This window comes from Methanothermobacter thermautotrophicus, from assembly GCF_014889545.1.
In the GTDB taxonomy this organism is placed as follows: Archaea; Methanobacteriota; Methanobacteria; order Methanobacteriales; family Methanothermobacteraceae; genus Methanothermobacter; species Methanothermobacter thermautotrophicus_A.
On the sequence record NZ_QKOF01000007.1, the window covers coordinates 1 to 25856 of the forward strand.

31 protein-coding genes, 1 tRNA gene and 1 other RNA gene are annotated in these 25856 nt (G+C 48.5%); 7 read left to right on the plus strand and 26 right to left on the minus strand.

Annotated features, from left to right (window positions below; all coding sequences use genetic code 11):
- Nucleotides 1-223, plus strand: a 223-nt coding sequence (locus DNK57_RS09180; RefSeq protein WP_226891192.1) for a hypothetical protein, incomplete at its 5' end; no start/stop codon positions are given.
- Here DNK57_RS09180 and DNK57_RS07370 read toward each other — a convergent pair.
- Both DNK57_RS07370 and ffs read right to left on the minus strand, forming a co-directional pair.
- A tRNA-Ser gene (locus DNK57_RS07370) sits at nt 205-289 on the minus strand. The two genes, DNK57_RS09180 and DNK57_RS07370, sit on opposite strands and share 19 nt — an antisense overlap.
- A gap of 61 nt (nt 290-350) precedes the next feature.
- Nucleotides 351-666, minus strand: an RNA gene (gene ffs / locus DNK57_RS07375) — signal recognition particle sRNA.
- 167 nt (nt 667-833) lie between these two features.
- On the opposite strand from ffs, the gene DNK57_RS07380 reads away from it, so the two are divergent.
- A complete protein-coding gene (locus DNK57_RS07380; RefSeq protein WP_320056888.1) occupies nt 834-1769 on the plus strand; it encodes an inorganic phosphate transporter in 936 nt (311 codons plus the stop codon).
- Here the strand turns inward: DNK57_RS07380 and DNK57_RS07385 are convergent.
- Genes DNK57_RS07385 through hdrC form a run of 7 tightly spaced genes read right to left on the minus strand, consistent with a single transcriptional unit; the run spans nt 1766 to nt 6544 of the window.
- The gene (locus tag DNK57_RS07385) at nt 1766-2134 is read right to left on the minus strand and encodes a CBS domain-containing protein (RefSeq protein ID WP_192962600.1); all 369 of its coding nucleotides are present in this window, start codon (nt 2132-2134) and stop codon (nt 1766-1768) included. The two genes, DNK57_RS07380 and DNK57_RS07385, sit on opposite strands and share 4 nt — an antisense overlap.
- Before the next feature lie 22 nt (nt 2135-2156).
- Complete coding sequence (locus DNK57_RS07390; protein WP_192962335.1) at nt 2157-3074, minus strand: 2-phosphoglycerate kinase; 918 nt, start codon at nt 3072-3074, stop codon at nt 2157-2159.
- Nucleotides 3075-3127: 53 nt separating this feature from the next.
- A complete protein-coding gene (locus DNK57_RS07395; protein WP_320056889.1) occupies nt 3128-3808 on the minus strand; it encodes a metallophosphoesterase in 681 nt (226 codons plus the stop codon).
- Nucleotides 3809-3812: 4 nt separating this feature from the next.
- Nucleotides 3813-4337 (minus strand): DUF2096 domain-containing protein, encoded by a 525-nt coding sequence (locus DNK57_RS07400; protein ID WP_192962337.1) that lies wholly within the window; start codon nt 4335-4337, stop codon nt 3813-3815.
- The gene (locus DNK57_RS07405) at nt 4334-4600 is read right to left on the minus strand and encodes a DUF749 domain-containing protein (RefSeq protein WP_192962338.1); all 267 of its coding nucleotides are present in this window, start codon (nt 4598-4600) and stop codon (nt 4334-4336) included. Before DNK57_RS07405 ends, DNK57_RS07400 begins: the two co-directional genes overlap by 4 nt.
- A gap of 60 nt (nt 4601-4660) precedes the next feature.
- The gene (gene hdrB, locus DNK57_RS07410) at nt 4661-5569 is read right to left on the minus strand and encodes a CoB--CoM heterodisulfide reductase subunit B (RefSeq protein WP_192962339.1); all 909 of its coding nucleotides are present in this window, start codon (nt 5567-5569) and stop codon (nt 4661-4663) included.
- 12 nt (nt 5570-5581) lie between these two features.
- Nucleotides 5582-6544 carry a CoB--CoM heterodisulfide reductase subunit C gene (gene hdrC / locus DNK57_RS09185; RefSeq protein WP_226891193.1) on the minus strand — a complete coding sequence of 321 codons (963 nt, stop codon included), beginning with the start codon at nt 6542-6544 and terminating at the stop codon, nt 5582-5584.
- A gap of 172 nt (nt 6545-6716) precedes the next feature.
- Here hdrC and DNK57_RS07420 point away from each other — a divergent pair, with 172 nt between their 5' ends.
- Entirely contained in the window at nt 6717-7454 is a 738-nt protein-coding gene (locus DNK57_RS07420) for an archaeosine tRNA-ribosyltransferase (protein WP_192962340.1), read from the plus strand.
- A 60-nt stretch (nt 7455-7514) separates the two neighbouring features.
- Here the strand turns inward: DNK57_RS07420 and DNK57_RS07425 are convergent, their stop codons facing one another.
- Nucleotides 7515-8078 (minus strand): class I SAM-dependent methyltransferase, encoded by a 564-nt coding sequence (locus tag DNK57_RS07425; protein WP_192962341.1) that lies wholly within the window; start codon nt 8076-8078, stop codon nt 7515-7517.
- Between the two features lie 262 nt (nt 8079-8340).
- Here DNK57_RS07425 and DNK57_RS07430 point away from each other — a divergent pair, with 262 nt between their 5' ends.
- Nucleotides 8341-8538, plus strand: coding sequence for a hypothetical protein (locus DNK57_RS07430; RefSeq protein ID WP_192962342.1), 198 nt, complete (start codon nt 8341-8343; stop codon nt 8536-8538).
- Nucleotide 8539: 1 nt separating this feature from the next.
- Here the strand turns inward: DNK57_RS07430 and dph5 are convergent, their stop codons facing one another.
- Entirely contained in the window at nt 8540-9334 is a 795-nt protein-coding gene (gene dph5, locus DNK57_RS07435) for a diphthine synthase (RefSeq protein ID WP_192962343.1), read from the minus strand.
- Nucleotides 9335-9431: 97 nt separating this feature from the next.
- Between dph5 and DNK57_RS07440 the strand changes: the two genes are divergently transcribed.
- Nucleotides 9432-10514, plus strand: coding sequence for a class I SAM-dependent methyltransferase (locus DNK57_RS07440; RefSeq protein WP_192962344.1), 1083 nt, complete (start codon nt 9432-9434; stop codon nt 10512-10514).
- A 14-nt stretch (nt 10515-10528) separates the two neighbouring features.
- Here the strand turns inward: DNK57_RS07440 and mtnA are convergent, their stop codons facing one another.
- The 11 genes from mtnA to DNK57_RS07495 form a co-directional block, all read right to left on the minus strand.
- Nucleotides 10529-11458, minus strand: coding sequence for an S-methyl-5-thioribose-1-phosphate isomerase (gene mtnA / locus DNK57_RS07445; protein ID WP_192962345.1), 930 nt, complete (start codon nt 11456-11458; stop codon nt 10529-10531).
- A 15-nt stretch (nt 11459-11473) separates the two neighbouring features.
- On the minus strand, nt 11474-12340 hold the full coding sequence (gene nifB, locus DNK57_RS07450) for a FeMo cofactor biosynthesis protein NifB (RefSeq protein WP_192962346.1): 867 nt from the start codon (nt 12338-12340) through the stop codon (nt 11474-11476).
- Between the two features lie 4 nt (nt 12341-12344).
- A complete protein-coding gene (locus DNK57_RS07455; RefSeq protein WP_192962347.1) occupies nt 12345-12902 on the minus strand; it encodes a methanogenesis marker 17 protein in 558 nt (185 codons plus the stop codon).
- A gap of 1 nt (nt 12903) precedes the next feature.
- Complete coding sequence (locus tag DNK57_RS07460; RefSeq protein ID WP_192962348.1) at nt 12904-14142, minus strand: methanogenesis marker 15 protein; 1239 nt, start codon at nt 14140-14142, stop codon at nt 12904-12906.
- On the minus strand, nt 14135-14581 hold the full coding sequence (locus DNK57_RS07465) for a methanogenesis marker 5 protein (protein WP_192962349.1): 447 nt from the start codon (nt 14579-14581) through the stop codon (nt 14135-14137). The genes DNK57_RS07460 and DNK57_RS07465 overlap by 8 nt, the downstream gene beginning before the upstream one ends.
- Nucleotides 14578-14949 carry a DUF2111 domain-containing protein gene (locus DNK57_RS07470; RefSeq protein WP_192962350.1) on the minus strand — a complete coding sequence of 124 codons (372 nt, stop codon included), beginning with the start codon at nt 14947-14949 and terminating at the stop codon, nt 14578-14580. Before DNK57_RS07470 ends, DNK57_RS07465 begins: the two co-directional genes overlap by 4 nt.
- Before the next feature lie 11 nt (nt 14950-14960).
- Nucleotides 14961-15407: a methanogenesis marker 6 protein gene (locus tag DNK57_RS07475; protein ID WP_192962351.1), complete on the minus strand. Its 447-nt coding sequence runs from the start codon at nt 15405-15407 to the stop codon at nt 14961-14963.
- Nucleotides 15382-16923 carry a methyl-coenzyme M reductase-associated protein Mmp3 gene (gene mmp3 / locus DNK57_RS07480; RefSeq protein ID WP_192962352.1) on the minus strand — a complete coding sequence of 514 codons (1542 nt, stop codon included), beginning with the start codon at nt 16921-16923 and terminating at the stop codon, nt 15382-15384. Before mmp3 ends, DNK57_RS07475 begins: the two co-directional genes overlap by 26 nt.
- 73 nt (nt 16924-16996) lie before the next feature.
- Nucleotides 16997-17983, minus strand: a complete 987-nt coding sequence (locus DNK57_RS07485) for a methanogenesis marker 2 protein (RefSeq protein ID WP_192962353.1) — start codon at nt 17981-17983, stop codon at nt 16997-16999.
- Between the two features lie 22 nt (nt 17984-18005).
- On the minus strand, nt 18006-19127 hold the full coding sequence (locus DNK57_RS07490) for a DUF2117 family protein (RefSeq protein WP_192962354.1): 1122 nt from the start codon (nt 19125-19127) through the stop codon (nt 18006-18008).
- A gap of 16 nt (nt 19128-19143) precedes the next feature.
- A complete protein-coding gene (locus DNK57_RS07495; RefSeq protein WP_192962355.1) occupies nt 19144-19635 on the minus strand; it encodes a type II toxin-antitoxin system VapC family toxin in 492 nt (163 codons plus the stop codon).
- A gap of 594 nt (nt 19636-20229) precedes the next feature.
- Here DNK57_RS07495 and DNK57_RS07500 point away from each other — a divergent pair.
- A complete protein-coding gene (locus tag DNK57_RS07500) occupies nt 20230-20760 on the plus strand; it encodes a MogA/MoaB family molybdenum cofactor biosynthesis protein (protein WP_192962356.1) in 531 nt (176 codons plus the stop codon).
- Between the two features lie 21 nt (nt 20761-20781).
- On the opposite strand, the gene pyrE is transcribed toward DNK57_RS07500, so the two are convergent.
- Nucleotides 20782-21324, minus strand: coding sequence for an orotate phosphoribosyltransferase (gene pyrE, locus DNK57_RS07505; RefSeq protein ID WP_192962357.1), 543 nt, complete (start codon nt 21322-21324; stop codon nt 20782-20784).
- 141 nt (nt 21325-21465) lie between these two features.
- Complete coding sequence (locus DNK57_RS07510; protein ID WP_192962358.1) at nt 21466-21699, minus strand: PRC-barrel domain-containing protein; 234 nt, start codon at nt 21697-21699, stop codon at nt 21466-21468.
- A gap of 148 nt (nt 21700-21847) precedes the next feature.
- On the opposite strand from DNK57_RS07510, the gene DNK57_RS07515 reads away from it, so the two are divergent.
- Nucleotides 21848-23743 carry a YhgE/Pip domain-containing protein gene (locus tag DNK57_RS07515; protein ID WP_192962359.1) on the plus strand — a complete coding sequence of 632 codons (1896 nt, stop codon included), beginning with the start codon at nt 21848-21850 and terminating at the stop codon, nt 23741-23743.
- A 302-nt stretch (nt 23744-24045) separates the two neighbouring features.
- Here DNK57_RS07515 and DNK57_RS07520 read toward each other — a convergent pair whose 3' ends face one another.
- Entirely contained in the window at nt 24046-24237 is a 192-nt protein-coding gene (locus tag DNK57_RS07520) for a symporter small accessory protein (protein WP_192962360.1), read from the minus strand.
- 12 nt (nt 24238-24249) lie between these two features.
- Entirely contained in the window at nt 24250-25830 is a 1581-nt protein-coding gene (locus tag DNK57_RS07525) for a sodium:solute symporter family protein (RefSeq protein ID WP_192962361.1), read from the minus strand.
- Between the last annotated feature and the right edge of the window lie 26 nt (nt 25831-25856).

Below are 25856 nucleotides of genomic sequence, written 5' to 3' on the forward strand. Positions count from 1 at the left end.
GGCACATCCTATACACAGCCACCCACCAAACACAAACAAAATCGAAAAAATTGCATTGCTTATGCTAAGGTCATCATATAAGTTGTTTCAGCTCCATGGGATTCTGAATCCTGCAAATGTTAAGATAATCAGACACGGTTCCAGCTTCAACAAAACAGAAAAAACATTAAAATCCAGAAAAAATGAACATAAAATCATGAAAGACGCCGGGGACGGGATTTGAACCCGCGAGATCCAAAGGATCATTGGCTTAGCAGGCCAACGCCGTACCAGACTGGGCCACCCCGGCCTTACCATAGACTATCTGCATCAAGCATTATAAGTTTTTCGTTCAGGAAAGTTTGATTGGGAGGTGGGCACGTTCAGGGGTTGACAGATCTTCCATCCACCGGTGATCCTGATAACTGGCTCCACCCCGTTAATCCGCAAGCATCAGCTGTCCATGGTAGAGCTGCTCCTTTCCAGGCCTGACCCGTTCCCATGACTAAGATGGTTTACCCTGACCCTCCAGTCAGGGCCCCATCACCACTGATCCTGCGGGACGAGGCTTCGACACCAGCCATCAGGGCCGATAGACAGTCGATCAGCCGCCCCCTGAACTTCGACCGCGCCGTATAGGGGATTTGCGCTTACAGAGGACCCCTAACCCTCCAGTCTAGCCCATTTTACTGATTATATTAAGTGATATTTTAATGTTTCTATCAAATATCTTCAGAAGCCATGATTCAGACCTTAAAAAGAAGTCCGTGGTACTAAAAAATTAATAGATGAAGGTCCAATAATTAATTTCTATGGACAAACTGATGGTAATAAGTCTAATTTTGAGCCTCTACATGGCATTCAACATTGCTGCCAATGACATAGGCAATTCGGTGGGGACAGCCGTGGGTAGTGGTTCCATAAAGATGAGGAGGGCTCTCCTCCTAGGAGCCTTTTTTGTATCCCTGGGGGCAATATTACTTGGCGGGAACGTCATAAAAACAATAAGTGAGGGGATAATTCCCCAGGGACTCTTCAGCCCCAGAATGGCCCTGGTGGTAACGGCTACAGCTTCAATCTGGATAACATTCACCCTGATCAGAAAGATACCCATTTCAGGGTCAGATGCAATTGTGAGCTCGGTTATTGGAGCCGGAATTACGGCAGTGGGTATTCAAAACATGAACCTGGATGTCATTGGATTCATAGTTCTAAGCTGGCTCATCTCACCCCTCGCAGGTCTTTTGACGGGATTCCTGATATACCATGCTATCAGGAACATGATAATAAAACCACTTCAGGGTATGGGGCTAAGGGACCGTGCTGAGAAGATTTTTTCCTATCTACAGGTACTGAGCTCCTCATTCTCAGCCCTTAACCTGGGTGCCATCGATATAGCTGTTGCCGTTGGGGTTATATTCGCAGTGGGAAGTTTCGGAGGAAACTGGATCAGGATCCTCGGGGTCATCGGGCTTGTTGCTGGAATCCTCCTTGCAGGCAATCGTGTGACAGAAACAATTGGAAGAAGGATAACAGACCTGACACCAAGCAGGGGCTTTTCAGCCCAGCTGGCAGCTGCAGTTATAGTTTACCTTTTCATGGGTTATGGTATGCCTGTATCACCAACACAGACACTCATCGGATCAGTGATAGGTGTGGGGATTGCACATGGGACATCAACAGTCAAGTATGATGTTATAGGGCACATAGCCTATACCTGGATGGTCACGATACCCACATGCATTATCCTATCATCTGCAATATACATTATCACCGGATTCTTGGGTTAAAGACTCTTAAGGGCCCTTATAATATCCCCATCGGCAATTATGCCAACCATATCTCCATCATCCACCACAACAAGCTGGTTTATGATTCCCTCATCAGAGGAGTAGTCATTCATCTTTTCAATGGCATCTGCAAGGGTCTCCCCAGGCGATACGGTTGCAACATCCTTCACCATAACCTCACCGACCGTGGTTCCAAGTTCATAGTTGTCCAGTATTAGGTTGTGGCCAAGGTCTGATGCTGTGACGATTCCGGCAAGCTTACCTTCCTCAAGTACGGGAAGCGCGCTTATCCTGTGCTTCATCAGTTTCTCAAATGCAAATACGACGTCCTCAGAGGGCTCGACTGTTATAACATCACGGGTCATTACATCCTCAACCTTAACCTCATTAAGTCTTTTCAGCACCTTTTTCTCCTCCTTTAACAGTGGTCTTTGTTAATGATTTGATTATCGAGTCGATTGTTGTCACAACATCTATGTTCTCGATTACAGGCACATTGTGTTTCCTTGCCTGGTTCTCTATGTATCTGTGAATTCTTCTGATGGCCCAGAAGTAACTTATGTATCTTTTAAGGGGTCTTCTGGCCCACATCTGCCTGCAGCGTGAATAGAATCTCCCCTTATGCACGTTCTCATCGGAGACTGTCAGTACAAACATTGCAACGTTTTCCTTGTTAACAAGGTCCTCCCTTATGAAACCGGGGACTATGTGCACGCCCTCAATGACTATGCTTATCCCCTCTGTCAGCGCCCTTTCGATTACTGCCTCCACGCCTATGCTCACACTTTCAACGTGGTCCCTGAATCCTATGAGGACCTCGTCGAGTTCCGGTGGTGGGGGTATCCTGAGGGACTGGTAGGCCGTGTAGCTGGATTCATATATGGATGGAAGAAGTTCCCTGGAGACTATCTTACGCATGACCTCCCTTATCATGTCAGTACTTATCATGTTCCTTATTCCTAGGCGGTTTGCAACTTCAAAGGCGATTGATGAAGTTCCCACGCCTGAAGCGCCACCTATAAGTATTATGAGGGGTTCCTTGCACTGTCTTATCTTTCGCCAGAGCATGTATTTCTCCGCAATCTCAGGGTCCTCCTTCCTGAGATGTTCAGAGACTATTTCAACGAGTTCCTCGATGGTTATCAGATCAACACCATTCTTTTTAAGGTGAGCCTCAATCCTTGAAGCGAATGTGTATGCCCTGTTCGGATCCATCTCTGCCCGGGTCAGTGAACGTGCCAGAACACCCTTGGAGAATGGCTCTGTGTATTTCTTTCCACTTACCTCTCCCTGAACCATTATCATGATCTCACCTCAAAAAGAATTCAGTGATAATCTGGAATCCAGTTTTTATATATTTAACTGGATTTGAGATTTATGATTTCGGCCCTTATGGATCCGTCATCATCAATTTCAATCAGGGCTGCCCTGCCCTCGGAAAGCTGCCCAGGGTTTACTATGAGTGTTTCGCCGAGACGGTCCACACCGGGGGACTCATGGATGTGCCCGCAGATATTGATGCATGGTTGGTGCTTCTCAATTGCATCCCTTACACCTGTGCTTCCCACATTATCCCCTGAGGGAATCCTGTCAACCTCTGTTCCATGGGGTGGTGCATGGGTTACAAGAATAAGCCTATCATTCCCTTGGAGGTTCTCAAGGAGTTTATCCAGTTCGCCGTGTATCTCATCTTCCTCAAGTTCCAGGGGTGTGTTGAAGGGTGTTGGATTGGAACCGCCAAGGCCACAGAAGGCAAAATTCTTAACATTAAGGGTTCTTGCGTGGATATTGATGGCCCTGGAATTTTCAATTCTGGATGAGATTCCATGGGGGTCACAGTTTCCCGGTACAGCGAGCACAGGTATGTTGTGTGATGCCAGGTCATTTAGCAGTTCCTCGGCAAGTTCAGGGGGGCCGAAGTGGGTTATGTCTCCTGCCACAACAATAATGTCCACCCTGTTATTCTTCAGGTACCTGTGAAGCTCGGGGATGTTTGATCCATGGAGGTCACTGACTGCAAGGATTTTCACGAAAATCACGCTCCTATTCCCTGAAAAATGAGCCTATTTCTCTCAGGCCCTTCTTTATGTCCTCTGAGTCACCGTAAATCGCTATAAGGTCATCCTCTTCGAATTCTATTATCAGACTATGGGTTTCGGCGATGTCCTGGACCCTGTCCTCTGCAAGTGGCTCCCTGAGGTGGACCCTTGCAGCTGCAAATCCGGGTGGCGCCCCGACAATGAATTTTGATCTTGTTTCGGGGGGCCTGTGGACCTCCTCTCCCCTGGCCGCCCTTTTAAGTTTTTCAATCCATTCTGCAGGGTAATCTGTTGATACTGTCTCTGCAAGCTCAAGGAGTTCCTCCTGGATGGAGTTTAGCATGTCATTTATCCTCTTGAGCTCCTTCATCATTTCAGGATTTTCAGGGTCCGATTTGTAGAAGTTTATTGATGTCCTCACCAGCCTTACATCCTCTGTGATTGATGTGGGGACATCAACATCCCTTTTCCTAAGATCTGTTAGAAGTTCAACTAGAACGAACCATGTCTGTTCTACTGGCAGTATCATAGGTGTCCTTCCAGAATTTTTAGGGTTGTGTGGTTTATCTTTGCGCCTGCTTCTTCAAGCTCCTTTCGGATCTCATCAATGTTGTTGTAGGAGCTGAGGAAAAGCACATGGTTACTCTGGGTGCCCTTGATGGATATTATGGCTATCTCCTCATCATCTGAGAGTTCTTTTTTCTCCAGTCCTGCCTTGTAGTCCACAAAGGGTCTGAATTCTTCTGGAAGATCCTTAAGGGTGAATATTCCCTTTAAAGTGGCTATAAACAAAAAAACACCTCTGTTTATTTATGGGAGTGTAACTCCCCTGAAAAATAAATATTTTGGGGTTTATCCGCTTCCAGGTGCAAGGCGGTCGAGTTCCTCGAGTTTTTCAAGGCACTCGTCCACACATACCTGGTGGGCGTCAACCACAAGGTCCTCTTTTGGAAGACCCATTGCAAGTCCCAGTAGCTGTGCCAGGTGGAGTACCGGTATGTTGAATTCTTCACCGAACTTGTCCTTGATCTCCATCTGACCCACGTCAAACTGCAGGTGGCAGAATGGGCAGACGTTGACTATTGCATCCACACCGGCTTCCTTCATGTTTGTGAGTTTTTCCCTTGTGAAGTCCAGTGCAACATCCAGGTCCCTGGATCTTACTCCACCACCGGCACCGCAGCACATCATCTTGTCCTTGTAGTCGACTGATTTTGCTCCGGTGACCTCGACGAGTTCATCCAGTATTGTTGGCCTTTCAGGGTTGTCTATGTTTATCTCGTCGCTTGGTTTGAGGAAGTGGCATCCATAGTGAACTGCAACGTTGAGGTTGAGGGGTTTTTCAATGATTTCTGAAAGTTTGTCAAGTCCCACATCATTGTAGAGGACTTCGGCAAGGTGCCTTACGTTGATTTCTCCCTTGTATTCCCTTCCTGCCTCCTTGAGGATTTCGTTGATTTTTGCCTTCATCTCCTCGTCTTCCTTGAGGAGGTGGTTTGTTTCAAAGAGTGAACCGAAGCATCCGTTACATTCTGTCATGATGTCTGAGCCCATCTCCTCGGCAATGGTGATGTTCCTTGCTGCTATTGCAGCCCATGTTGTCTTGTCAAATGAACCGAAGACCCCTGGTGCTGGGCAGCAGGATGCTCCTTCCATGTCCTTGAGTTCGATTCCGAGTTTGTCGAAGAGGACTCTTGTTGCCTTTTCAATTCCAGGGTACCTGTTGTTCATGATACATCCTAAAAAGTATGCGATTTCCATTTGCATGCCTCCCTATTCTAGTTCACCTGTTTCCCAGTTGTATCCTATTAACTGGTCGAAGCCTGTTGCCTTGATGATTTTCTGAACCTCTTCAAGGGCTCCTGGGAACTGGTGTGTTGTTGGTGGTAGTTCTCCGAGGCCGACCGCCTTTCGGAGTGCCATTGTTGCATCGTTTATTGGCACACCGTGGCCGGTTTTTATAACGAATGATCCAACGGCCTTGTGGGCTGGTGCCATGAATCCTGCCTTGGCTGCTTCGTTCCTTGCAAGTTTCACGACATCCACGATTTTGACCTTACGTGGGCACCTTTCCTGGCAGGAGTAGCATGTTGTACACATCCAGAGGGTTGGGTCTGAGATTACATCATCCTTTAATCCCACGTTGGCCTTCCTTATGATCTGTCTAACCCTGTAGGGGGTTCTTCTTCCTGATGGGCAGGATCCAGTGCATGTACCGCACTGGAAACAGTATTCCAGGCTGTCTCCTCCGGCTGCTTTTATTTTCTCAGAGAATTCCTTGTCAATATCACCCTTTGTTATCAGGTTCTCATCTCTCTGCAGTAGAGTCATTATATCACTCCTTTCTCTTTTTTCCTCTTCATCCTCTGACCCCTCGTCGGAATCAGAATCCTCCGAAGAGGCTTCATCCTCAACAGCCTCCTCATTTTCATCGGAGGCTCTGGCTGGTTCTTCAGTTTCAGCTTCATCAGCATCTGCAGTTTTCTCATCTGAGACTTCAGAAACCTTAACAGTTTCTTCAGCCTCGGGGGCCTCAGAAACCTCCACGGTTTCCTCAGGGGCTTTTTCGTCTGCAGATGGTGAAGGTTCATCTGAAGGTTTTTCTTCAGGTTGAGGTTTTTCAGTTTCTTTAATGGGCTCGCTTGGAGTATCTGTTTCCACTGGTTTCTCTGTTTTGCTGTCCTCTTCCTTCTTCTCACCCATCAACATTTCCTTTAGGCGTTTTAGAACTGACATTGTTTTCACACCCTGAAAGATCGCTGGTTAGCAAACCTCAGATTTTTCTTATTAGACTGTGATTTTTATCTGTATATAAAGATTCCTAAAATTCGACAGAGTGTAACCTTTAAGGTTACACTATTCTGGAAATGGTTAAGTAGAATGCTACTCCAAGTAGCTATGACGGTGCATGAACATGACCACATACCAGATAAAGCTACATGACGGTCCTGCAAGGCTGGGCCTCCTTGATGACACTGAAACACCCCTACTACTTGAACATGAAGGGATGGATATAGCCCCCCATGAGACCATACCCTACAGTGTCCCGAGGGAAATTGCAGAGTGGGGTGTGGATGAAACCCTGAGGATGGCCTCCGGCTCCGGTGCAGATTATGCCTTCATACATGGATCCAGCTACCAGGACCTCAGGATAAGGTGTGCCCTTGAACTTGAGGAGATGGGGTTCAGGAGACTAATAGTGGCAAATATGGATGAACTGATTCAGAGGCCAGGGGACCTTGTGAGAATCTTAACTGCCCTGAGGGAATCTGTGAAGCCTGAAACCCTGCTTTGCTCCACATTCTCGCACCCTGCATTCATCCCCCTCCTCACCTACATGGGTATTGACCTCTTCTCAGATGCCACTGCAGAGCTATATGGGAGGCTCAGCATTCTCCTGACAGAGAGCCACACCTATCCCCTGGACACCTACGGTCTCTGCGATACCCGCGGAGGGGATCTCATTGAGAGAAACAGGCTCACCCTTGAGTTCATCGTCAGTGAGGTCAGGGAGCATATAAGGAACGGTACCCTCAGGAACCTTGTTGAGGAGCGTGCTGCATCATCACCCCAGAACATGTCAGCACTTAGGATCCTGGACCGTGAGAAGCAGAAATTCCTCCAGAGATACACACCTCTATACTAATTTTGCAGTATTCCGCGATTCACTTTTAGAATCCCACAGCTAATGGAAACCCGGCACCGATCACAACGGAGAACCCACAACAAGATAATGAAAAGACCCTGCATCCACCACATCCTCGACCTCAAATCCATTCTCCCTGAGTATCCCAATGACCTCATCCTCAGATAGCCTCAGGTCAAGGTGTGGACCCGGGGTTCCTGGAATTTTCTTAAAATCAACTATGGCGAGTTTACCACCATTCCTAAGGAGTCTCCTCACCTCGGCAAGGAGAAGGTCAACCTCCCTGTTTGCAACTATCCCATGGAACACGTTTGCCATGAAATAAATGTCAACTGTCCCATCGGGAACCGGGAGCCTCCCTGTTATATCATCAAGGAGCATTAAGATGTTTTTTATTCCTGCAGCAGCTGATCTGAGGGCTTCAACTGATGGTGGGTATATGTCAACTGCAATTACCATCCCCTCATCTCCCACAGCCTTCACTGCCTCAAGTGAAATGAAGCCATCCCCGCATCCAGCATCGAGAAATGTATCTCCAGGTTTCAGTGGAAGCAGTTCAATCAGTTTTCTGGCGTCTATGAGGTCACGTGTCGATTTACCCCCATCTGCATGCACTCTGCCCACACTAACACCTCCTCAGTTATGAGAAAAATGTCATGCCCCGGTAACTACTCTACTTCTAAAAATGAATAATCTTTCGGGATACGACATTGAGAACATCCCAATCACTGACGAAAATACCTTTCACAACCCCCACACATGATCTCCTCAGAAACCAAGAACATTCCATAATCACTGACGAACCGCCAGACAAGACGACACTGAATCCATGATCGCTGCCAAGTTATAAATAAAAACCCTAACAGATTATTAATGGTGTCCTTAGATGATAGAAAAGATTGAGCTCACCATGATAAACGGGACTGTCCATCACTTCAAGAGGGGCAAATTTGGGGTTGAAATGATAAAGGTTGACAAGGATAAGTGCCTCATACTGGTGAGCTTTGCTGAGAGAGAATTCGGGAAAAGAGAGATAATCATCCCCCTCCAGAATGTTGAAAAATGCGAGTATCTCCTGAGATAAACTACAGGATCATCCTCTCCACCACAGCCCTGGGTGCCCCCGCAATCTCAACAAGGTATTCTGCCTCAATGAAATGAAGGCCGGCAGGAATCACAAGGCAGTGAAGTGGATCCCCAAAGTCCTCATCAACCAGTGCATCTATTCTATCAGCCCTCACAACGGGTTCCTCAGACCCCGCCCTTGCTATGACAACTGCAAGGGTTTCGCCGGTAATTGTATCATCATCAAGTTTCTCTGATGCCCTCAGGAGGTACCTGAGTCCCTCATTGGCAGTCATATACCTGTCCCGGTGGGCTTCTATATCCAGGAGCACGAGGGAATGGGAGCCAGCCTCAAGGTTCTCCCCTATGTTGGTGTAGGGTGATGTGGGAAAGTAGTTATCAGTTGTGAATGGTATAGTGATTATCCTTCCAAACTTGTAGGCCTGGAGACCTGCAAGTCCAGGGGCGGCCGATACTATGGATGAAGAATGGATGACCCTCGTCTCTACACCCCTCCTGTGGGCGTCTATTAGGAGCTCGGTGTGTGTTGTTGCCACAAGAGGATCCCCCGCCACAAGTAGTGCCACATCAATCTCTGAGGCCCTTTCAATGGGGATTCTTTCCTCCTCGATTTCTCCCCTCCCCAGTACCTTCACCCTTCTACCTATTCTCTTCTCGATTGCCGATAAACTGGACCCCTGGAGCATTGCAGTGTAGAATTCAGCGTAAACCTCGTCACAGTCCTCTATGGCCTTCAGGCCCTTGATTGATATGTCATCCTCGTCATAGAGTCCAAGTCCAATTATGTATAGCATCTTAACCCTCCATAACAGGTATCAGAAACGATTAATAACGGTATATATGCACGTGACCTAATATAATAGGTGACTAAAGATAGGGGAAGTTTCAATCATGAAGGGTTTGAAGGTTCCAAAGAAGATGGCGAATGATATCATAAAGATGCTTGCTGATGGGTCAGTGCTGAACAGGGACTACCGCATAGGCAGGGACCATGAATACGTGTACATACCCCTGAGGGAGGAGGCAGTGGTCCCTGAGATTGAGGGTGCTGAACTTGTTGATCATGAATTCGAGGAGAGCAGGCGCTCCCCTGCAAACTTTACTGAGATTCTGAAATCAAAAATCCCTGAAGATGCCCTTGCATCCATCAGGAGATCCTTTGACATAATAGGGGATACTGTGATACTTGAGATACCATTGGAGCTTCATGATTACCGTTTCATCATCGGTGAAGCCGCCCTTGAATTCACAGGCAGAAAGGCTGTCTACATGAAGAGGAGTGGTGTGAAGGGGGTTACCAGGACAAGGGAGCTTGAACTGATTGCAGGGTCACCTGTGTCAGAGACCATCCACAGGGAGTATGGAAGCCGGATAAAGGTGGATGTAAAGGACGTGTACTTCAGCCCCAGGCTTGCAAATGAGAGGGAAAGGGTCGCTTCTCAGGTGAAGGATGGTGAGGTCGTCCTTGATATGTTTGCTGGTGCCGGTCCCTTCGCCATTGCAGTTGCAAGGCATGGCAGGGCTTCGCGCATCTATGCCGTTGACATAAACCCCTCCGCTGTCAGTTACATAGAGGAGAATGCCAGACTGAACCATGCAGAGGATGTTATAGTTGCAGTTGAAGGTGATGTTAGGGAGTTCCTCAGGGACAGGGAGTGCTTTGCTGACCATATTATAATGAACCTCCCTGGAAGTGCCTGCGAATTTCTTGATGATGCCATCAGGGCAGTGCGGGACGGTGGAGTTATACACTACTATGAATTTGCAAGGGACTTCAGAACACCTGCGAACCGTTTGAAGGAGGCTGCGAAGCCCTTTACTGTTGAAATCCTTGATAAAAGGAGGGTTAAATCAAGGAGCCCCGGGGTCTGGCATATTGGCATCGACGCCAGAATAAGGAAGGGTGACCCTTTAAATCAGGAAAAAAAGGTGAAGTTGTTTAGGGCCGCTGCAAAGCTGGACTCTCCTGTATGAATTCTGTTTCTCCGCTACAGGGGGTCGAGGATGCCTTTCTCAGTTATAATTCCTGATATGAGGTCTGATGGTACGATATCAAATGCTGGGTTAATGGCCTCTGTCTCCTGAGGTGCTATCCTGCATCCGCCATAATATAGAACCTCTACAGGATCCCGCTCCTCTATCTCAATATCATAGATTGAGTTTTCCATGTCAAATGTGCTCATGGGTGCTGCAACATAGAAGGGGACATTGAAACGTTTTGCTGCGAGGGCAACCATGAGTGAGCCTATCTTGTTTGCCACTCCCCCCTCTGCGATACGGTCGGCGCCTATTATCACCTTATCGATCATGCCAGTCTGCATCAGGTAGCCCGCTGCAACATCCGCTATCAACTTAACAGGGATGCCCTCCTGCTGCATCTCCCAAACACTGAGCCTTGCACCCTGACCAACTGGCCTTGTTTCATCACATATGACGGTTAAACGTTTTCCCTCACCCCATGCGGCCCTTATAACCCCCAGGGCTGTCCCGTAGTCAACACAGGCAAGGGCCCCTGCATTGCAGTGGGTTAAAACCGTGTCACCATCATCTATGACCCCTGCGCCGTGTCTTCCTATGGCCCTGTTGGTCTCCATGTCCTCCCTGTATATTCTGATGGCCTCATCCAGGGGAGAGTCAGATTTCATCACACGGTCAACCGCCCAGAAGAGGTTCACTGCTGTTGGCCTTGAAGCCCTTATCTCATCTGCTGCCACCTCAACATCCTCGCCTGCTAGTTCCGCCATTGCAACACCGAATGCTGCTGTAACACCTATGGCCGGGGCCCCCCTGACAACCATGTTCTTTATGGCATATATGACGTCCCTGTAGTTCCTGCAGTGGAAGTACTCGAGGGAGTCCGGTAGTCTGCGCTGATCTATGAGGACCAGCTCCCCATCCTTCCATTCGATGGTCTTCATGTTATCCATCCATTATCAGTAGTGGCTCGCTGGTGTCATGTCAAGGTGCTTATCGGCTCCCCTCTTCCCAGGGATCCCGTAGGCGTCTGCCCTGCACTGTGTGCATGCCCTGAATACAGGTATTATCTTTTCAACTTCGTTGCGGACCCTTTCGATCTGTTCACATGTGGGTCTCGGGTAGTCCTTCATCTCGCCCATGGGTATGAGGGGTATTATGTTCATGAGGGACGCGCCCCTCTTTTTAACCTCCCTTGCAATGTCAACTATATGTTCATCGTTGAGTCCAGGTATGAGGACGCTGTTGACCTTTACAATGATCCCCCTCTCGGCGAGCTTCTCAATGCCCTCCAGCTGGTTCCTTGAGAGAACCTCAAAGGCCTCCCTTCCATGGTATACCTTATCCCTGTAGACGACGAAGGAGTATATCTTCTCCCCTATCTCAGGGTCCACTGCGTTCACGGTTACTGTGACTGTGTTAACCCCGAGTTCTGCAATTTCATCTGCCTTGTCAGGTAGAAGGAGGCCGTTGGTGCTCATACATTTAAGGAGGTCCGGGAATTTCTTGCTGGCCTTCTTGAAGAACTCGAATGTCTCCTCATTGGCCAGAGCATCTCCGGGGCCTGCCACGCCAATTACACTTATCGGCATCTCTTCCTTAACCTTCTCCACATGTTTTATGGCGTCATCGGCTGTCATGAGCCTTCCTGTCACACCGGGACGTCTTTCACATTCGTTTATGTCCCTGGTGCAGAACTTGCAGTGAATGTTGCAGCGGGGTGCTATTGGAACATGCACCCTTCCCACCCTGTCATGCAGTTTCTCGTTGAAGCATGGGTGGACCTTTGTTATGTGTGCAAATCTTGTCTGTCTCTGATCTGACATTTCTTCACCTCATCCCATCAATTATCTCCCTCGCCTTGAGGATCCATTCATCCCTGAGTAACTCATCGGTGCATACGAGGGCGATTATGTTATCCTCTGACAGGTCCCTTATAACCCGGAATCCCTCTGGTATTATACGGAAGATTGCATCGTATACCCTCTTCTTGAGGTTGAGTGAGGGATCATGGACCGTCATTCCGGTGATATCCGAGACCGGATCCTCGATTATCACCTCAAACCTGGAGGGCTGGCGGATCCTGCCCCTTCCCTGTGTCTCCCATAGCCTTTCAAGTAGCTGTGGGAGGTAGGTCTCATCCTTTATCCTTAGATGAATGGAACCTGTGGCCTTATCAACCTCCATTTCAGCCATGTCCTCCAGGTGAACGGGTTCAGATGTCCTCTGTGTCTTAACAGCTATTATGAAGACCGGTTCCCTTGGATCAACCCATATCCTCAGGTCATCTATGGCCCTTGAAAGTTGCAGGTCCTGGAGAATCTGCCTGGTGATTATGTCGTACACCGCGGCCCCGCGGGGGTCATAGCATTCAATCTGTATTCCCATATTAATCCTCACCGGCCTTCTTCATTCCTGAAACAAGGAGCGCAGCCCCAACTGCACCGATGTGCTGTGAGTATGGTGGCACTATGACATCTATACCTCCCAGGATGTCGCTGACTGCCTGGACAAGGCCCTCTATGAGTGATGTTCCTCCTACCTGTATGAGGGGCTCCCTGACATCTATCTCCTGAAGCTGCTGCTCGTAGACCTGTTCGGCCACAGAGTGACATGCTGCCGCTGCTGCATCCTCCCTGGAGGTTCCCGCTGCCAGGGCTGTGACAAGGTCCTGTATACCGAATACTATGCAGTAGCTGTTCAGAAGGGCCTTCCTGTAGTCTCCCCTGAGGGCGAGGCTTCCAAGTTCATCTATCTCCACCCCAAGTCTCCTGGCGGTTATCTCAAGGAATCGGCCGGAAGCACCGGCACAGATACCCCCCATGGTGAAGTTGTCTGGTATGCCATCGTTGACCGTGATGACCTTGTTGTCCATACCACCTATGTCCAGGACCGTTGCCTCTCCCCTCTGGTGGTCTGCCAGGAACACTGCGCCCTTGGAGTTGACGCTCAGTTCCTCCTGGATAAGGTCCGCCCCATAGTGCTTTCCTATTGTGAGCCTGCCGTATCCTGTAACACCCATCCCATCAATATCCTCAAGTTTGTAGCCGGTCCCTGAGAGTGCCTCCTCTATGCCCTTCTCTGCTGAGCCTATGACATCAGTTGTGGGCAGCCAACCGGTACCTATGACCTCATTATCCTCCATGAGGACGACCTTGGTTGTGGTTGATCCTGAGTCGATACCAAGGGTCAGACCCTCCTGTTTCTCCCTTGCCAGTATGCTCTTCCTTGCGACGATAGTGGATAGGGCCTCCATACGTATGAAGAGTTCATCCGCCTTGGTCCTCTCTGTAAAGGAGTAGGTTACAACCGGCAGCCGGGTATTCTGCTGGATGAACCTCCTGAGCTCATTCCTCACAAGGGCGCCCTCGGCACACCGGAAGCACGTTGCTATGAAGACTGCATCTGCATCTGTTTTACCCTCAACGAGGGACATTGCCCTTGCTATCATCAGTCTTATGCTTGAACTGGCACAGTTGAAACCGAACTTTTCATAGGCCTCCTCTATGTAGTCAAGGTCTGCCTCTGGAATAACTATCTCTGCCCCGAAGGTTTCGGCGGCCTTTTCAATTTCCTTCTGGACACCGCTGTAGTCGGTTCCGCATGAAATCTGGGCTATTTTAACCATTTTGAGCCTCCAGTTCATCTAAGAAATTGTTTATCTTATTTACAACCTCTATTGTCTCCTCACGTGTGCGGGGATACTTCAGTTCAAGGGTGGGTATCCCCCTCTTCCTGAGATGGAAGACACAGAGCTCATTGGTCCTTGCGCAGCCTATGCATCCGAAGCCGAAGGGCGCCTCCTCCATTATTATGGCTGCGTCTGCCTCCTCTATGAGCGGACCGAAGATTGACATTCTGCCCCTGACACCTGATGGGACCTCTATTGCAGCGTACTTCAGTCCCTTGATGGGGTCCTCCTCGGTTATATTGAAGGGAGGCGAGTCTATTTCAGGGTCTGTGACCTTCTTTTTTATTTCCTTCTGGATTACAAGTGGCTCATGTCCCCTTCTCTCAACAAGATCAGCCAGTATCAGTGAGTTCGGTGGAAATATGGCTATCTTCAATAGAATTCCCCCTTATCTGTGTCCTGGGGTCTTCTTGCTATCTCAACCATGTCTGTGAAGAGCCCCTTTGTCGCGTCAACGATGCCCACAGCACATATAACCTCGCCCTCCTCCATGAGGGGTACGACAACGACGGGAATCCCCCTGTAGGGTCCCCTCTCAGGTGTCTCCCTGGCTATTTCCCCTGACTCAAGGACCTTCTCAAGAACGGGTCCTGTGTAGTTATCATCCACCACCCTTCCGTCCTCTATCCTGAGACCGGGTGATTCCCTGCTCCTTATTGTGAGGGGCAGACGACTTACAAGTTCATGTATGCAGATACCAAGTTCCCTCAGTTCCTCTCCAGTTGATGATGATGTTATTTTCATTTTAACCAGCCCTATGTTTTTTGTTTTGATTTTTGAGCTTCTTCAGCTATCCTGCGGAATTCATCAACAGATATCTTCTCCTTTCTTTCGGGTGTGACCTCCTGTGGTTTTTCAAGTGCCTCACATACGTATCCCAGGAGTTTGAATTCCTTCTCAAGCTGATGGTATCCCTCCCGTGCGGCCCCCCTCTGTCCTCTGCATCTCCTGGGGTCCCCCGGTGGAAAGCCCCTCTCCTTTGTGAATATGTTGGTGGGGTCAAGGCTCCTTATCCTTTTCACGGCCTCCATCACCACCTCCTCATCTCCATGGATAAGTGCTCCATAGCATGTTGACTTTATTGTGAGGGGAAGGCCAAGGAGGTGGAGTTTCTGGACGAGTTCCGATGAACTCAGCCTCGCCGATGGGCCCAGTATTATCATCCTGGTTGCCTTTTCACCCTCTTTTTCTTTCCCGGACATATACCGTATCCCCCTCTTTCAGTTTTTCAACATTCTCAATTCCACCTGTGATCTTACCTATCATGTTGGTGCCGTTGAATGGTTCCCCGGTGGGGCCATATTCATCATTGTCCTCAAGCCTCACACCCACCATACCTATGTGGCGCCGTGACATGTTGGTTATGCCTATGTTTCCCTTCTTAACGCATCTCTCAGGCGTATTTTCAGGTATGAGGCCCTTTGCCAGTGATTTATCCCCTTCAAACATGACCACCTTCATTCCAGGGAAGGCAAAGTGTACCTTTAGGGATCCTATCGGTGTGTCTATGAGGCCTGTGAGCCTGCGGAAGTACCAGGAGGATCTGGGGGCATCCGGGTCAAGTTCTATCTCAAGGATCTTATCCGGATCAATGCCAATGGTCCTGACCTTCCCCTCCCTCAGGATGTCCATGGTGTAGGGTGGGTCCTGGACCACGACGATGGCATCATCGTCAAGTATACCCTCACGCACCTGTTCTATACCATATCCCCTGAGATACTCCTCGGCCTCCTTCTGGGTCATGGCCACTGTCATTATCCTTCCAGGTTCGCATTCAACCGTTATCTGGTCTCCCTCACCTGCTATGTCAACCAGTTCCATGCCCTCTGTAACATGGCCTATGATGCTGTGGGAGGGGGTTGAAACCCTGTCCTCCCTGTAGATGTAGACCCTTCCAGCGCCCCTTCCTGTGTTTCTGAGTGTCACTGTCCCACGGTTTCTCTTGTCAATTTTTTCAGGGTCCTTTTTTATCCCCTGGAGCGAGTAAAAGCCTATGAAGGAATTTGCCTCATAGTCAACCCTGAGTTTCCCGTCCTCCAGCATCGAGAAGAAGTGTTCCACTGACTGTGGTGATTCAGGGGAGGGTTTAACCTTCACGTAGGTGAAGAGCTGGTTGCCCTCCTCAAGTTCTGTGTTGAGGTCTGTTACAGCGGCGCTTTCAACAATGCTCTTCCTTTCAACCACGGGTTCAACCGATTTCACCATGTCATCCTGGGTTAAACTCTCAACCGTCCTTTTTCCGCCGGTTATCCTTGCAAATACTCCCCTGTTCTCCCCTGGAACCCCATATACTGCTGAGTGGGGTTCCCTGGATATTATTATATGTGTTGAGTCAGGGCTGAAACCTGATAGGCTCATTATAACTTCATCTTCATCGTAGGTGAATTCATCCCCTGAGGGTTCAAGTTCTGTCCTGAGGGGCCCCATTGAGACCTCAGATGGAGTGGTCCACCTGATGCGCATGTTCTCAAGACCGGTGTAGATCCTCCTCCACTCCTCGACTATGCCCGGTGCATCATCGGGCAGGAGTTCCAGGAGTATGCTACCTGCTGTGGTCCTGATGCGGTAGGTGTCTATTGTCCTCTCAAGTTCCCTTGTACCGCTTATGAGGCAAATCAGTGTTCCCTCCACATATGGGGCGCCTGTTGCCTCAAGGGCATCCCTCACCGTGGAGCCATCCGGAAGTTCGACTTCCACCCCGTTGACCTTAACAAACATGATTTCTCCCTCATAGAATTTCTTCACTCAATCTTTTTTCCCCAAACATAGAATATCCCCATAATATGGTTCTTCAAGACTTCTCCTCGGTCACTCCGGTTATTATATCACTTTCAAGGTCAAAGAGGACCCCCTCATCATCATCAAACCGCAGATAAAGCCTCTGATCGACTATTATTTCTCCGACATCTGATGCTGTTATCCCAACGGATTCCAGCAGTTCGATACATTCATCCACATTTTCAGGGGCTGCTGTTAAAACGAATCCTGATCCTGGATACATCTTAAGCCAGCTGTCCCAGTCAACGGATCTGTTCCTTGGGATGGACTCCATTTCAATCCTTGCCCCCACATCTGAAGCTTCAAGGAGCATTCCAAGTGTTCCGAGTGTGCCGGGGTTACTTATGTCCTTCCCTGCTGTTACAAGGCGCCTCTCTGCGAGTTCTGCCATGATATCTATCTGTGCCTGCACATCCTCGGGGCTCTTATGGGTGGTTGTATCCCAGTTCAGGGGAAATGATGGGTGTGGCCTCCCATCGAGGTCTATCCCAACAATGACACGGTCCCCTGGCCTGGCGTCACAGCTTGTTATGAGGGCATCCTCGGAGGCTACCCCGGCAATTGAAACATCGAGGGCATCGTAGGGGGTGTCGGGGTGAACGTGGCCCCCCACCATTGGGACGCCGAATTTCTCTGCACCATCCCTTATGCCCTCCATGACACGGTAACATGTTTCACTGGAGTTTATTGACAGTACATTGACCATGCCCACAGGTTTACCGCCCATGGCAGCGATATCATTAACGTTAACAAGGACAGAACAGTACCCTGCCCAGTAGGGATCGGCGTCCATCAGACGGCCCCATATGCCGTCTGCTGCCAGTAAAAGAAGTTTACCATCCCCGATCCTTATTGCTGATGCGTCGTCGCCGTATCCCAGGTAGGTGTTCCCTGAAACATTGTATGCATCATTCAGAATAGAAACAATATTCTTTATTGGTCTTTTTCTTGTTACACCCTCAAAATTTTTAAGGGAATGGATGATATGATCTAAATCCAATTCCACACCTCTTTGTATCGGTTTAGGTGTATCTCACAGTGTATTCTGCACCTATATTATCTATAATCTGTAGCAGATCCTTTTTAAAGCTTTCCAAGTCCTCTATTTCAATGGTGTCCCTGCCCCTGAACAGTTCCCTGTGGATCCTTTCACCCACTATGTCATCCCATCCTCCCTCAAATTCTATTATTATGGAGCCAGAGCATTTGAAACCATTCCTGACAACCCTGTCAATGTCGCCGTCGGTGATGCCGATGATGGGAACATCGAACCTGTAGAGTATGTCTGCTGCCACAAGGGTTGTGTCGTCTCCCACGGTGACGACCAGGTCCGCGTCATGGAGGCTGTAGATGTCCTCTGCTGCGTGGTTGAGGAATGAAACCCTGTACATCTCCTTAATATTTTCTCTCAGCTTCACCTTTCTGGGTTTTACATCAGATCGTCTGAGGAGTCCTGTCTTCACCACAGCGTCCTTAAGGTTGACCCTTCCAAGTTTCTCGACACCGTGTTTCTTTATTCGCCCCCCAATTATATCTGTGATCATCCCGTCCTCTGCAACAAGTGTGACGTCATCTGAGGTTGAGGTCCCCACCACTATACCATTGACAAAGATGTTCTCGTTCGCTGAGACACCCACGAGTCTGCGGTATTCCCTGGTGTCAGGTTCCTGTTGGTTACAGGGCTCTCCATGGAATATTTCACGGCATATCTCCTGGGGGTCCACCAGTTCAAGGCCGAGCTCCTCTGCAATCTCTTCAGCAAAGGGGAGGACCTCCTCCCTCCAGGGGACAACGCTACCATCTGGCTCCCCAGGCCTTTCTATCTGTACCATGGGCGGTTTCCTCTCCGACCTCTGGAAGACCTTGTAGCCGAATCCGTGGCCGGTTATACGGGATTTTCCATAGTTCATGAGCACGACAAGGTCATGGCCCTCCTCTGCAAAGAGATCAACCGATTCACTTGGAAGTCTCTTCTCTGAGATGTCTATGACATCCTCAAGGTGGGCGTCATAGACAGCTGTTCTTCCCATGGTGCCTCCCAGTCTTGCCTTCACATGGCCGTATTTTCCAAGAAATTCTATGAGCTTTGCTGCATAGCCAGAATCAACAATGTGTGGCCCGTGAACAACCACTCCTATCCTCATGAAATCACCTGAAGTTTCAGTTTCTGTGCCTCTTGCGGACTATCCTTGAACCGCATATCTCACATTCCTCAAATTCATAGTCAGGGGGATACACCTTCCGGCACCCGGTACATACCCGCCTCCAGAGGTAGGTGTCCCTTATGCCTGATGTTAGGACACTCCTGAACCCTATACCCAGGATTTTCAGTGTGTTCTGTATTGTGTAGTCGTCTGTTATAACAAGAACTTCATCATCCCCCTTCAGTGATAACGCAAGGCCTATTACCTCCATGTCCGTGGGGGAAAGCCTCAGTATGTCTCCTGACTGGCTGATGGCATCATCCACCACCTTCATGCTTTCAGGGTCGGGTTCTGTTATTTTGAGTCTGCCTTCCCTCAGTGCATCCTCCAGTATCATCATTGACCTGAAATCCCTGATCTCATCTGTGACAGACCTTACAGTGTAATTTTCCCTTCCCTCTGGCACGTATCCATTTATGAAGGCGGATGCATCAAGAACCTTCTTCATAAAAATCACATTATCCATGTGAAACCATACTGTTCCCTTTCTTCAGCTTTGAGGGATCATCCTAATAAATGTAGTTGAGGTGATGAAGAGAGAATAGAAATAAGGAGCGAAGACCCAGAAAGACTCCAGCAAAGGATTTACATGGTCATGGTCCTTAAAAGACCCCAGGGTTGGGAGTGGTAACCGGCAAGCTATTAAAAAGTATTACATCAGAATTTAATAAAACTTTTAAAAACTCGTTTTTTTGGATTTAAATGGTTTTAAAGTCCTTAAACATGATTATGACCCCCATATGCTGATTTAAATAACTCAACGAAAACTTTATAAATAGTGCTGTCAATATATAGTAAACGGGTAGGGTCCAGGACTTTTAAAACTTATTCTGGTCTTTTAAATTGGAATTGAAACCGCCTCCAATCCAATATCAAACCCTACCCCAATCAAATCGTCATAAATTTTTATTACTTTTCTCTCCTTGTCAGAAAGGGGATTATAATCATTTTCGGTAATCCAGAAACCAGAAGACTTATAAATCGCGCCTACATAAATAAAGTGTTACGCGCATCATTCTGTATTAACAGGTGGTTGATGAATATGAAAAGTCAGAGTATGGAGGAGCACAGAACCTCAGCCCCAGTGGATATCACATGTGGTGTCATCACCCTCAGTGATTCCAAGTACAGGGAATTCCAGGAGACCGGTGAAATACCGGAAAGTGACATCTCTGGCAGACTCCTTGTTGATGCACTCTCCCGTGATTACACTGTTTCAGAATATACTGTGATACCCGATGATGGGAAGATGCTGATGTCTGCAATTCATGAGATGATCGATGAGGGGGTGTCAGTCATATTCACCACAGGCGGCACCGGCATCGGGAGCCGTGATATAACCGTTGAGACACTCAGGGAAATCTTTGAAAAGGAACTTGATGGTTTCGGTGAGATATTCAGGTATCTCTCATTCAAGGAGCTTGGAGCCGGGGCAATACTCAGCAGGGCAACTGCAGGCGTTTACAGGGGGACCTTGATATTTGCACTTCCAGGATCACCCAACGCCGTTAAACTTGGAATCGAAATTGTGGCCAGTGAGATCGGCCATCTTGTTAAACACCTGCGGGAATAGCCAGAAATATAAAGAGAATGTTCAGGAATGGTTGAAGTCAGATACCGAAAGAAGGGGTATGAGGGTTATGCCCTCCCTTTTAAATTCGTCGACAGCCCCTTCCTCACGGTCAACGACAACAAATGCCTTTTCAACGATCCCGCCGTTCTCCTGGATTGCCCTCACAGCCTTAAGGAGAGATCCGCCGGTTGTTGTAACGTCCTCAACCACTGCAACCCTGTCACCCTTCTGCAGATCCCCCTCAATGAGTTTCGAGGTTCCATATCCCTTTTTCTCCTTTCTTATCATCAGTAGAGGTTTTCTGGAGTACAGTGACACTGCAGTGGCTATGGGGACCGCCCCCAGGGCTGGGCCTGCTACCCTGTCCACGTCACCAGCCTCCACCGCTATGAGCCTCGCTATAACGTCAAGGACAGATGGATCCGTGATTGCCCTCTTTATATCAACATAGTAATCGCTTTCCTTACCTGATGAGAGGATGAATTTACCCCTCCTAACGACATCCCTTTCAGATAGAAGTTCTATAAGCTTCCTTCTGATTTCCTCTGTATCTTCGACCTGCATATTCTACAGACTCCCAGATCTGGAATGTAGCACTCTGAGCATACCTGCGCCCCGCAGAGTCTACATGTGTGAAGAAAACCTGCCTGTCCACAGATGCTGCAGATTCCCCTGAGCTCCAACTTCTCCACCGGCCCCTAGGGTCTATTCTTCGGGGCCCCTGAGGAGTATCTTGTCGCCTATCTTCTTGACCATTTCATAGGGAACTATTGTTTCGCCCTTTGATAGTCCAAGGCCCTCGGATATTCCTCCCTTCCCGAGAACAAGTGATTCTATTGTCTGTGATTCTATGTCGACTTCCACGTCCTTTACCTTCCCTATGACCTTTGCAGAGCTGTCAAGAACCTCTTTACCAACCATTTCCTCAACTATTCTCATGATACCACCATTTAATCACTGTATTTATTATTGGTCCTATTGGTATTTATAATTTTAAATACCGTTCACCGAAAGACTTTTATATTATGATATCCATTAAGTTGTTTTTCTTACAAAAATATATTTTATTTTTGGAGGCATAAAACCCATGAGAAAGGCCCTGGAAATATTCTGGAAGGACATGAAGACCGTTAAAAACAGTCCAGTTGTACTCTTCGTAATCGCAGTTATAATCTGCATCCCGGCTCTCTACGCTGTATTCAACATCCAGGCAACCCTCGATCCATACTCAAGGACCTCCAGTATAGAGGTTGCAGTTGTCAACGAGGACCGGGGAGCAAATTTCAATGGCACACACATGAATATAGGAGCAGAATTTGTCAGTGAACTCAGGAAGAACAGGAACTTCGACTGGCAGTTCGTCGACCGATCCGATGCAATGGATGGCCTCAGGAAGGGGAAATATTACGCTGTTCTCATAATACCTGGAAACTTCAGCTCTGACCTCCTGTCAATAAAGAACGGGACCCCGAGACAGGCAAGTATACAGTACATAGTGAATGACAAGTTAAACCCTGTTGCACCCAGGATAACAAACGCTGGAGCAGATGCCCTCCAGGCAAAGATAAACAGTGAAGTCGTTAAAACAGTTGATGGAATAGTGTTCGGTAAGATAAGTGAAGCAGGTGAACTTGCAAGGGCAAACAGGGATGATATACTGAGGACAAAGAGATTCATCAATGAACTTAATGGAAACCTCGGTAAAATCGATGAAACCCTCAGCAGTGCCAATTCAGACCTTGAAAAGGGACAGAATCTATGGTCATCACTTAAAGCAGATCTGCCAGAAATCAGGGACAACGCCAACTTCGTGAAGGAGAAATACAGCCTCCTTGAGGGTTACATTGGTAAAGACCCTGCAAAGGCCCTTTCAACGGTCCAGAACATGGAGTCACACCTATCAGAGGCAATAACCTCAATGAAATATCTCAGGGCAGTCCTTGCCAGCCTTTACTCAGCCACAGGGGATCCAAAACTGAAGACAGCCATTGACCAGATCGACACAAATATAGAGAAGGCCAGCTCGGTTCTCGGGATACTGCAGGCAATTGAATCCGATCTCAAAACAAAGGGCACCACTGACCGGCTTGTGAAGCTTAAGGCATCCCTCGACAGGATGGACAGCGCCCTCAACAAACTCATGGAGAGCAGGGACGAGATAGATGCTGCAATGCAGGATGCTTCATCAAAACTGGGCATGGCAAACGCCAGATGGCCTACCATGAGGTCAGCCATCCAGGATGCCAGCAGAAAGCTGAACATGATCAGCGAGGATGACCTCAACAACCTCGTGAAGCTGGCTGACATTGACCCACACGCTGTGAGGGAGTACTTCAGGAGCCCTGTGAAGATGGAGAAACAGCACATATACCCTGTGAAGAACTATGGATCTGCCCTGGCACCATTCTACATACCCATATCCCTGTGGATAGGCGGTATAATTGCCGTTGCAATGATAAGCATGAGGGTGAAGTATGGTGAATACAGCAGCATCCAGGTATATTTCGGGAGGATGGGTCTCTTCATAATAATAGCAGTATTCCAGGCGCTCATCGTTGTGGCGGGTGCGCTGCTTCTGAGGGTGCAGACCACGGGAGCTATGCTACTTCTGCTCACATCCACCTATGTGAGCATATGCTCGATGCTGATAATTTATTCACTGACCTCCGCCCTGGGAAATGCCGGTAAGGCGCTCTCAATAATAATTCTTGTACTCCAGATTACCGGTACCGGGGGCATATTCCCTGTGGAACTGCTACCACCCTTCTTCCAGGCTATACACCCATACCTCCCCCTCACCTACGCTGTCGGGGCGCTGAGGGAGGTTGTTGGTGGTGTGATCTGGAGCATCTACTGGACGAACATCGCACTTCTCAGCCTCTTTCCCGTGGTAACCTTCATCATCACGGTTCTCGTCAAGGAGAAAATGGATAAGAGGGCCCACTGGATGGAAAGCAAACTGGAAGAAAGCGGTCTTTTCTGATAAATCCCTAATTTTTTTATTTTTTGCAGCTCAATCAGCTGATTCTCTGCATGAATCTGATGTCATCCACAGAACTGTCAATCATTAATCCATGAAAATGAAATGTGTTCCCTAATAGCTGTGATTACTGTAAACCTTACAAGAGACTGTAGCCCGCCATAGAGACTACTGTAAAACTCACTATCAAAAAAAGTTCAATGATCTCTCATAGATCTGCCAGATTGTTTTAATCCAGTGTAAGGCCTTTAATCATCGACTGGCTGCACGAAAAGAGTTTTAGATGAAAAAAGTGAGGAGTGGTCTTAAAGACCAAGTTCATCCTCTTCCATTCTTTTCTCTTCTTCCTCCCACCTGAGTTCTTCCATTATCTGTTCTTCCTCATCCTCATCGCCCTGGTTCCAGTTCACCAGGCCGTATATAACGCAGAAGACCGTTATCAGGATGCAGAGGATATATGCACTCCATACCCATGGGTCAGGTATTCCAAGTACCATGCTTGACCTCCACTAGACTCCGTTAAAACATTTCTGGATGTGCTCATCAGATGGGGGTTCAGTAAGAAGGCTGACAGCCACCATGAAGATGGCTGAGACAGGCACCCCCACCAGTATCGGGTCGACCACTGGCCATGGCATCGATGCTATAACAGGCCCCCCTAAGAGTGCCTTGGCGATTCCAAGGGCCTCTGCGGTCTTTTTGTATTCAAAGAGTAACCAGAAGAGGCTTACAATGGCCCCTGAAACCATCCCGGCTATTGCACCCTCCCTTGTGGCCCTCTTCCAGAACAGGGCAGCAGTGTAGACCGAAAGGAATGATGCTGCACATATACCGAAGAAAAGGGCTGTGCCCTGTGCAACTATGCTTCCAGGGAGGAGGTAACCAAGGACAACCGCTATGAGTACCGCTATTATTATACCTCCCCTTGTGATGAGGACTGACCTATCACCCTTCTTCCTTCTTATTGTCTCATAGACGTCCCTTCCTATGGCTGTCCCCTGTACATGGAACTGTGCACTGAGTGTCGACATGGCCGCTGAGAGGAGGGTCAGCATGAAGATATATGAGAACCACTCGGGCATGGCAGACTTTATGAAAAAGGGTATTATCTTATCTGCGTTTCCACCAGCAGCCTGCACCGCTATAATACCCATCTTCCTGAAGAAGTAGACATTTGACAGTGCCCCGACGACGTAGGCGCTCCAGGTCATCACAAATATGAAGAGTGCGCCTATCAGGACTCCCCTGTTGAGTTCCCTGTTGGACTTCACCGTCATGAACCTCACTATTAGCTGGGGCTGTGCAAGTACACCAACACCAACACCCAGGATTATGGTTGATAGGAGCGTCCACCAGTATGGACTCCCATATACAGGCATGCTGGTCCACCCGGTTGCCCCTAAGGCCCTTGCCTTGGCAGGTATGAGGTGTGAAATGTTTGTGAGTGCCTGATGAGCGTCCACAACACCGCCAAGAATGTAGTAGGTCGACACAACGAGGAAGATCATTCCAAGGAACATTATGGTCCCCTGGAGGGCGTCAGTGTACATTACACCCCTTATACCTCCAAGGACAACATAAACAGCAACTATTAATGCCATCAGTATGAGGGCGATGTTGAAGTCCAGGCCGAGGGTTGTTTCAATGAACCTCGCAGCACCTATCAGGACAACGGATGCGTAGAGGGGCATCCCAAGAAAGATTATGGTCCCGCCAAAGTACTGAAGGAATCTGCTGTTAAATCTTCTCCCCAGGAATTCCGGGAATGTGAGGGCCAGCATGTTATGGCCCATCTTCCTTGTGCGCTTACCAAAGAACACAAATGCAATGAATATACCGACAAGTATGTTGAGGAACACCAGCCAGAGTATACCCATCCCGAAGACACCTGCCATGCCGCCGAAGCCGACGATGGCAGCCGTGCTTATGAAGGTTGCGCCATAGCTCATGGCCATGATGTAGGGATGGGTCCTTCTACCGGCCACCATGTAGTCCTCCGAGGTCTCTGTCCTTCTCCATGCCACGTATCCGACGTAGCCCACAAGAAGGAAGTAGATGAGAACAACGATACCTAGTATTAAAAGATCCATTCAACATCCTCCTTTATAATCCATCA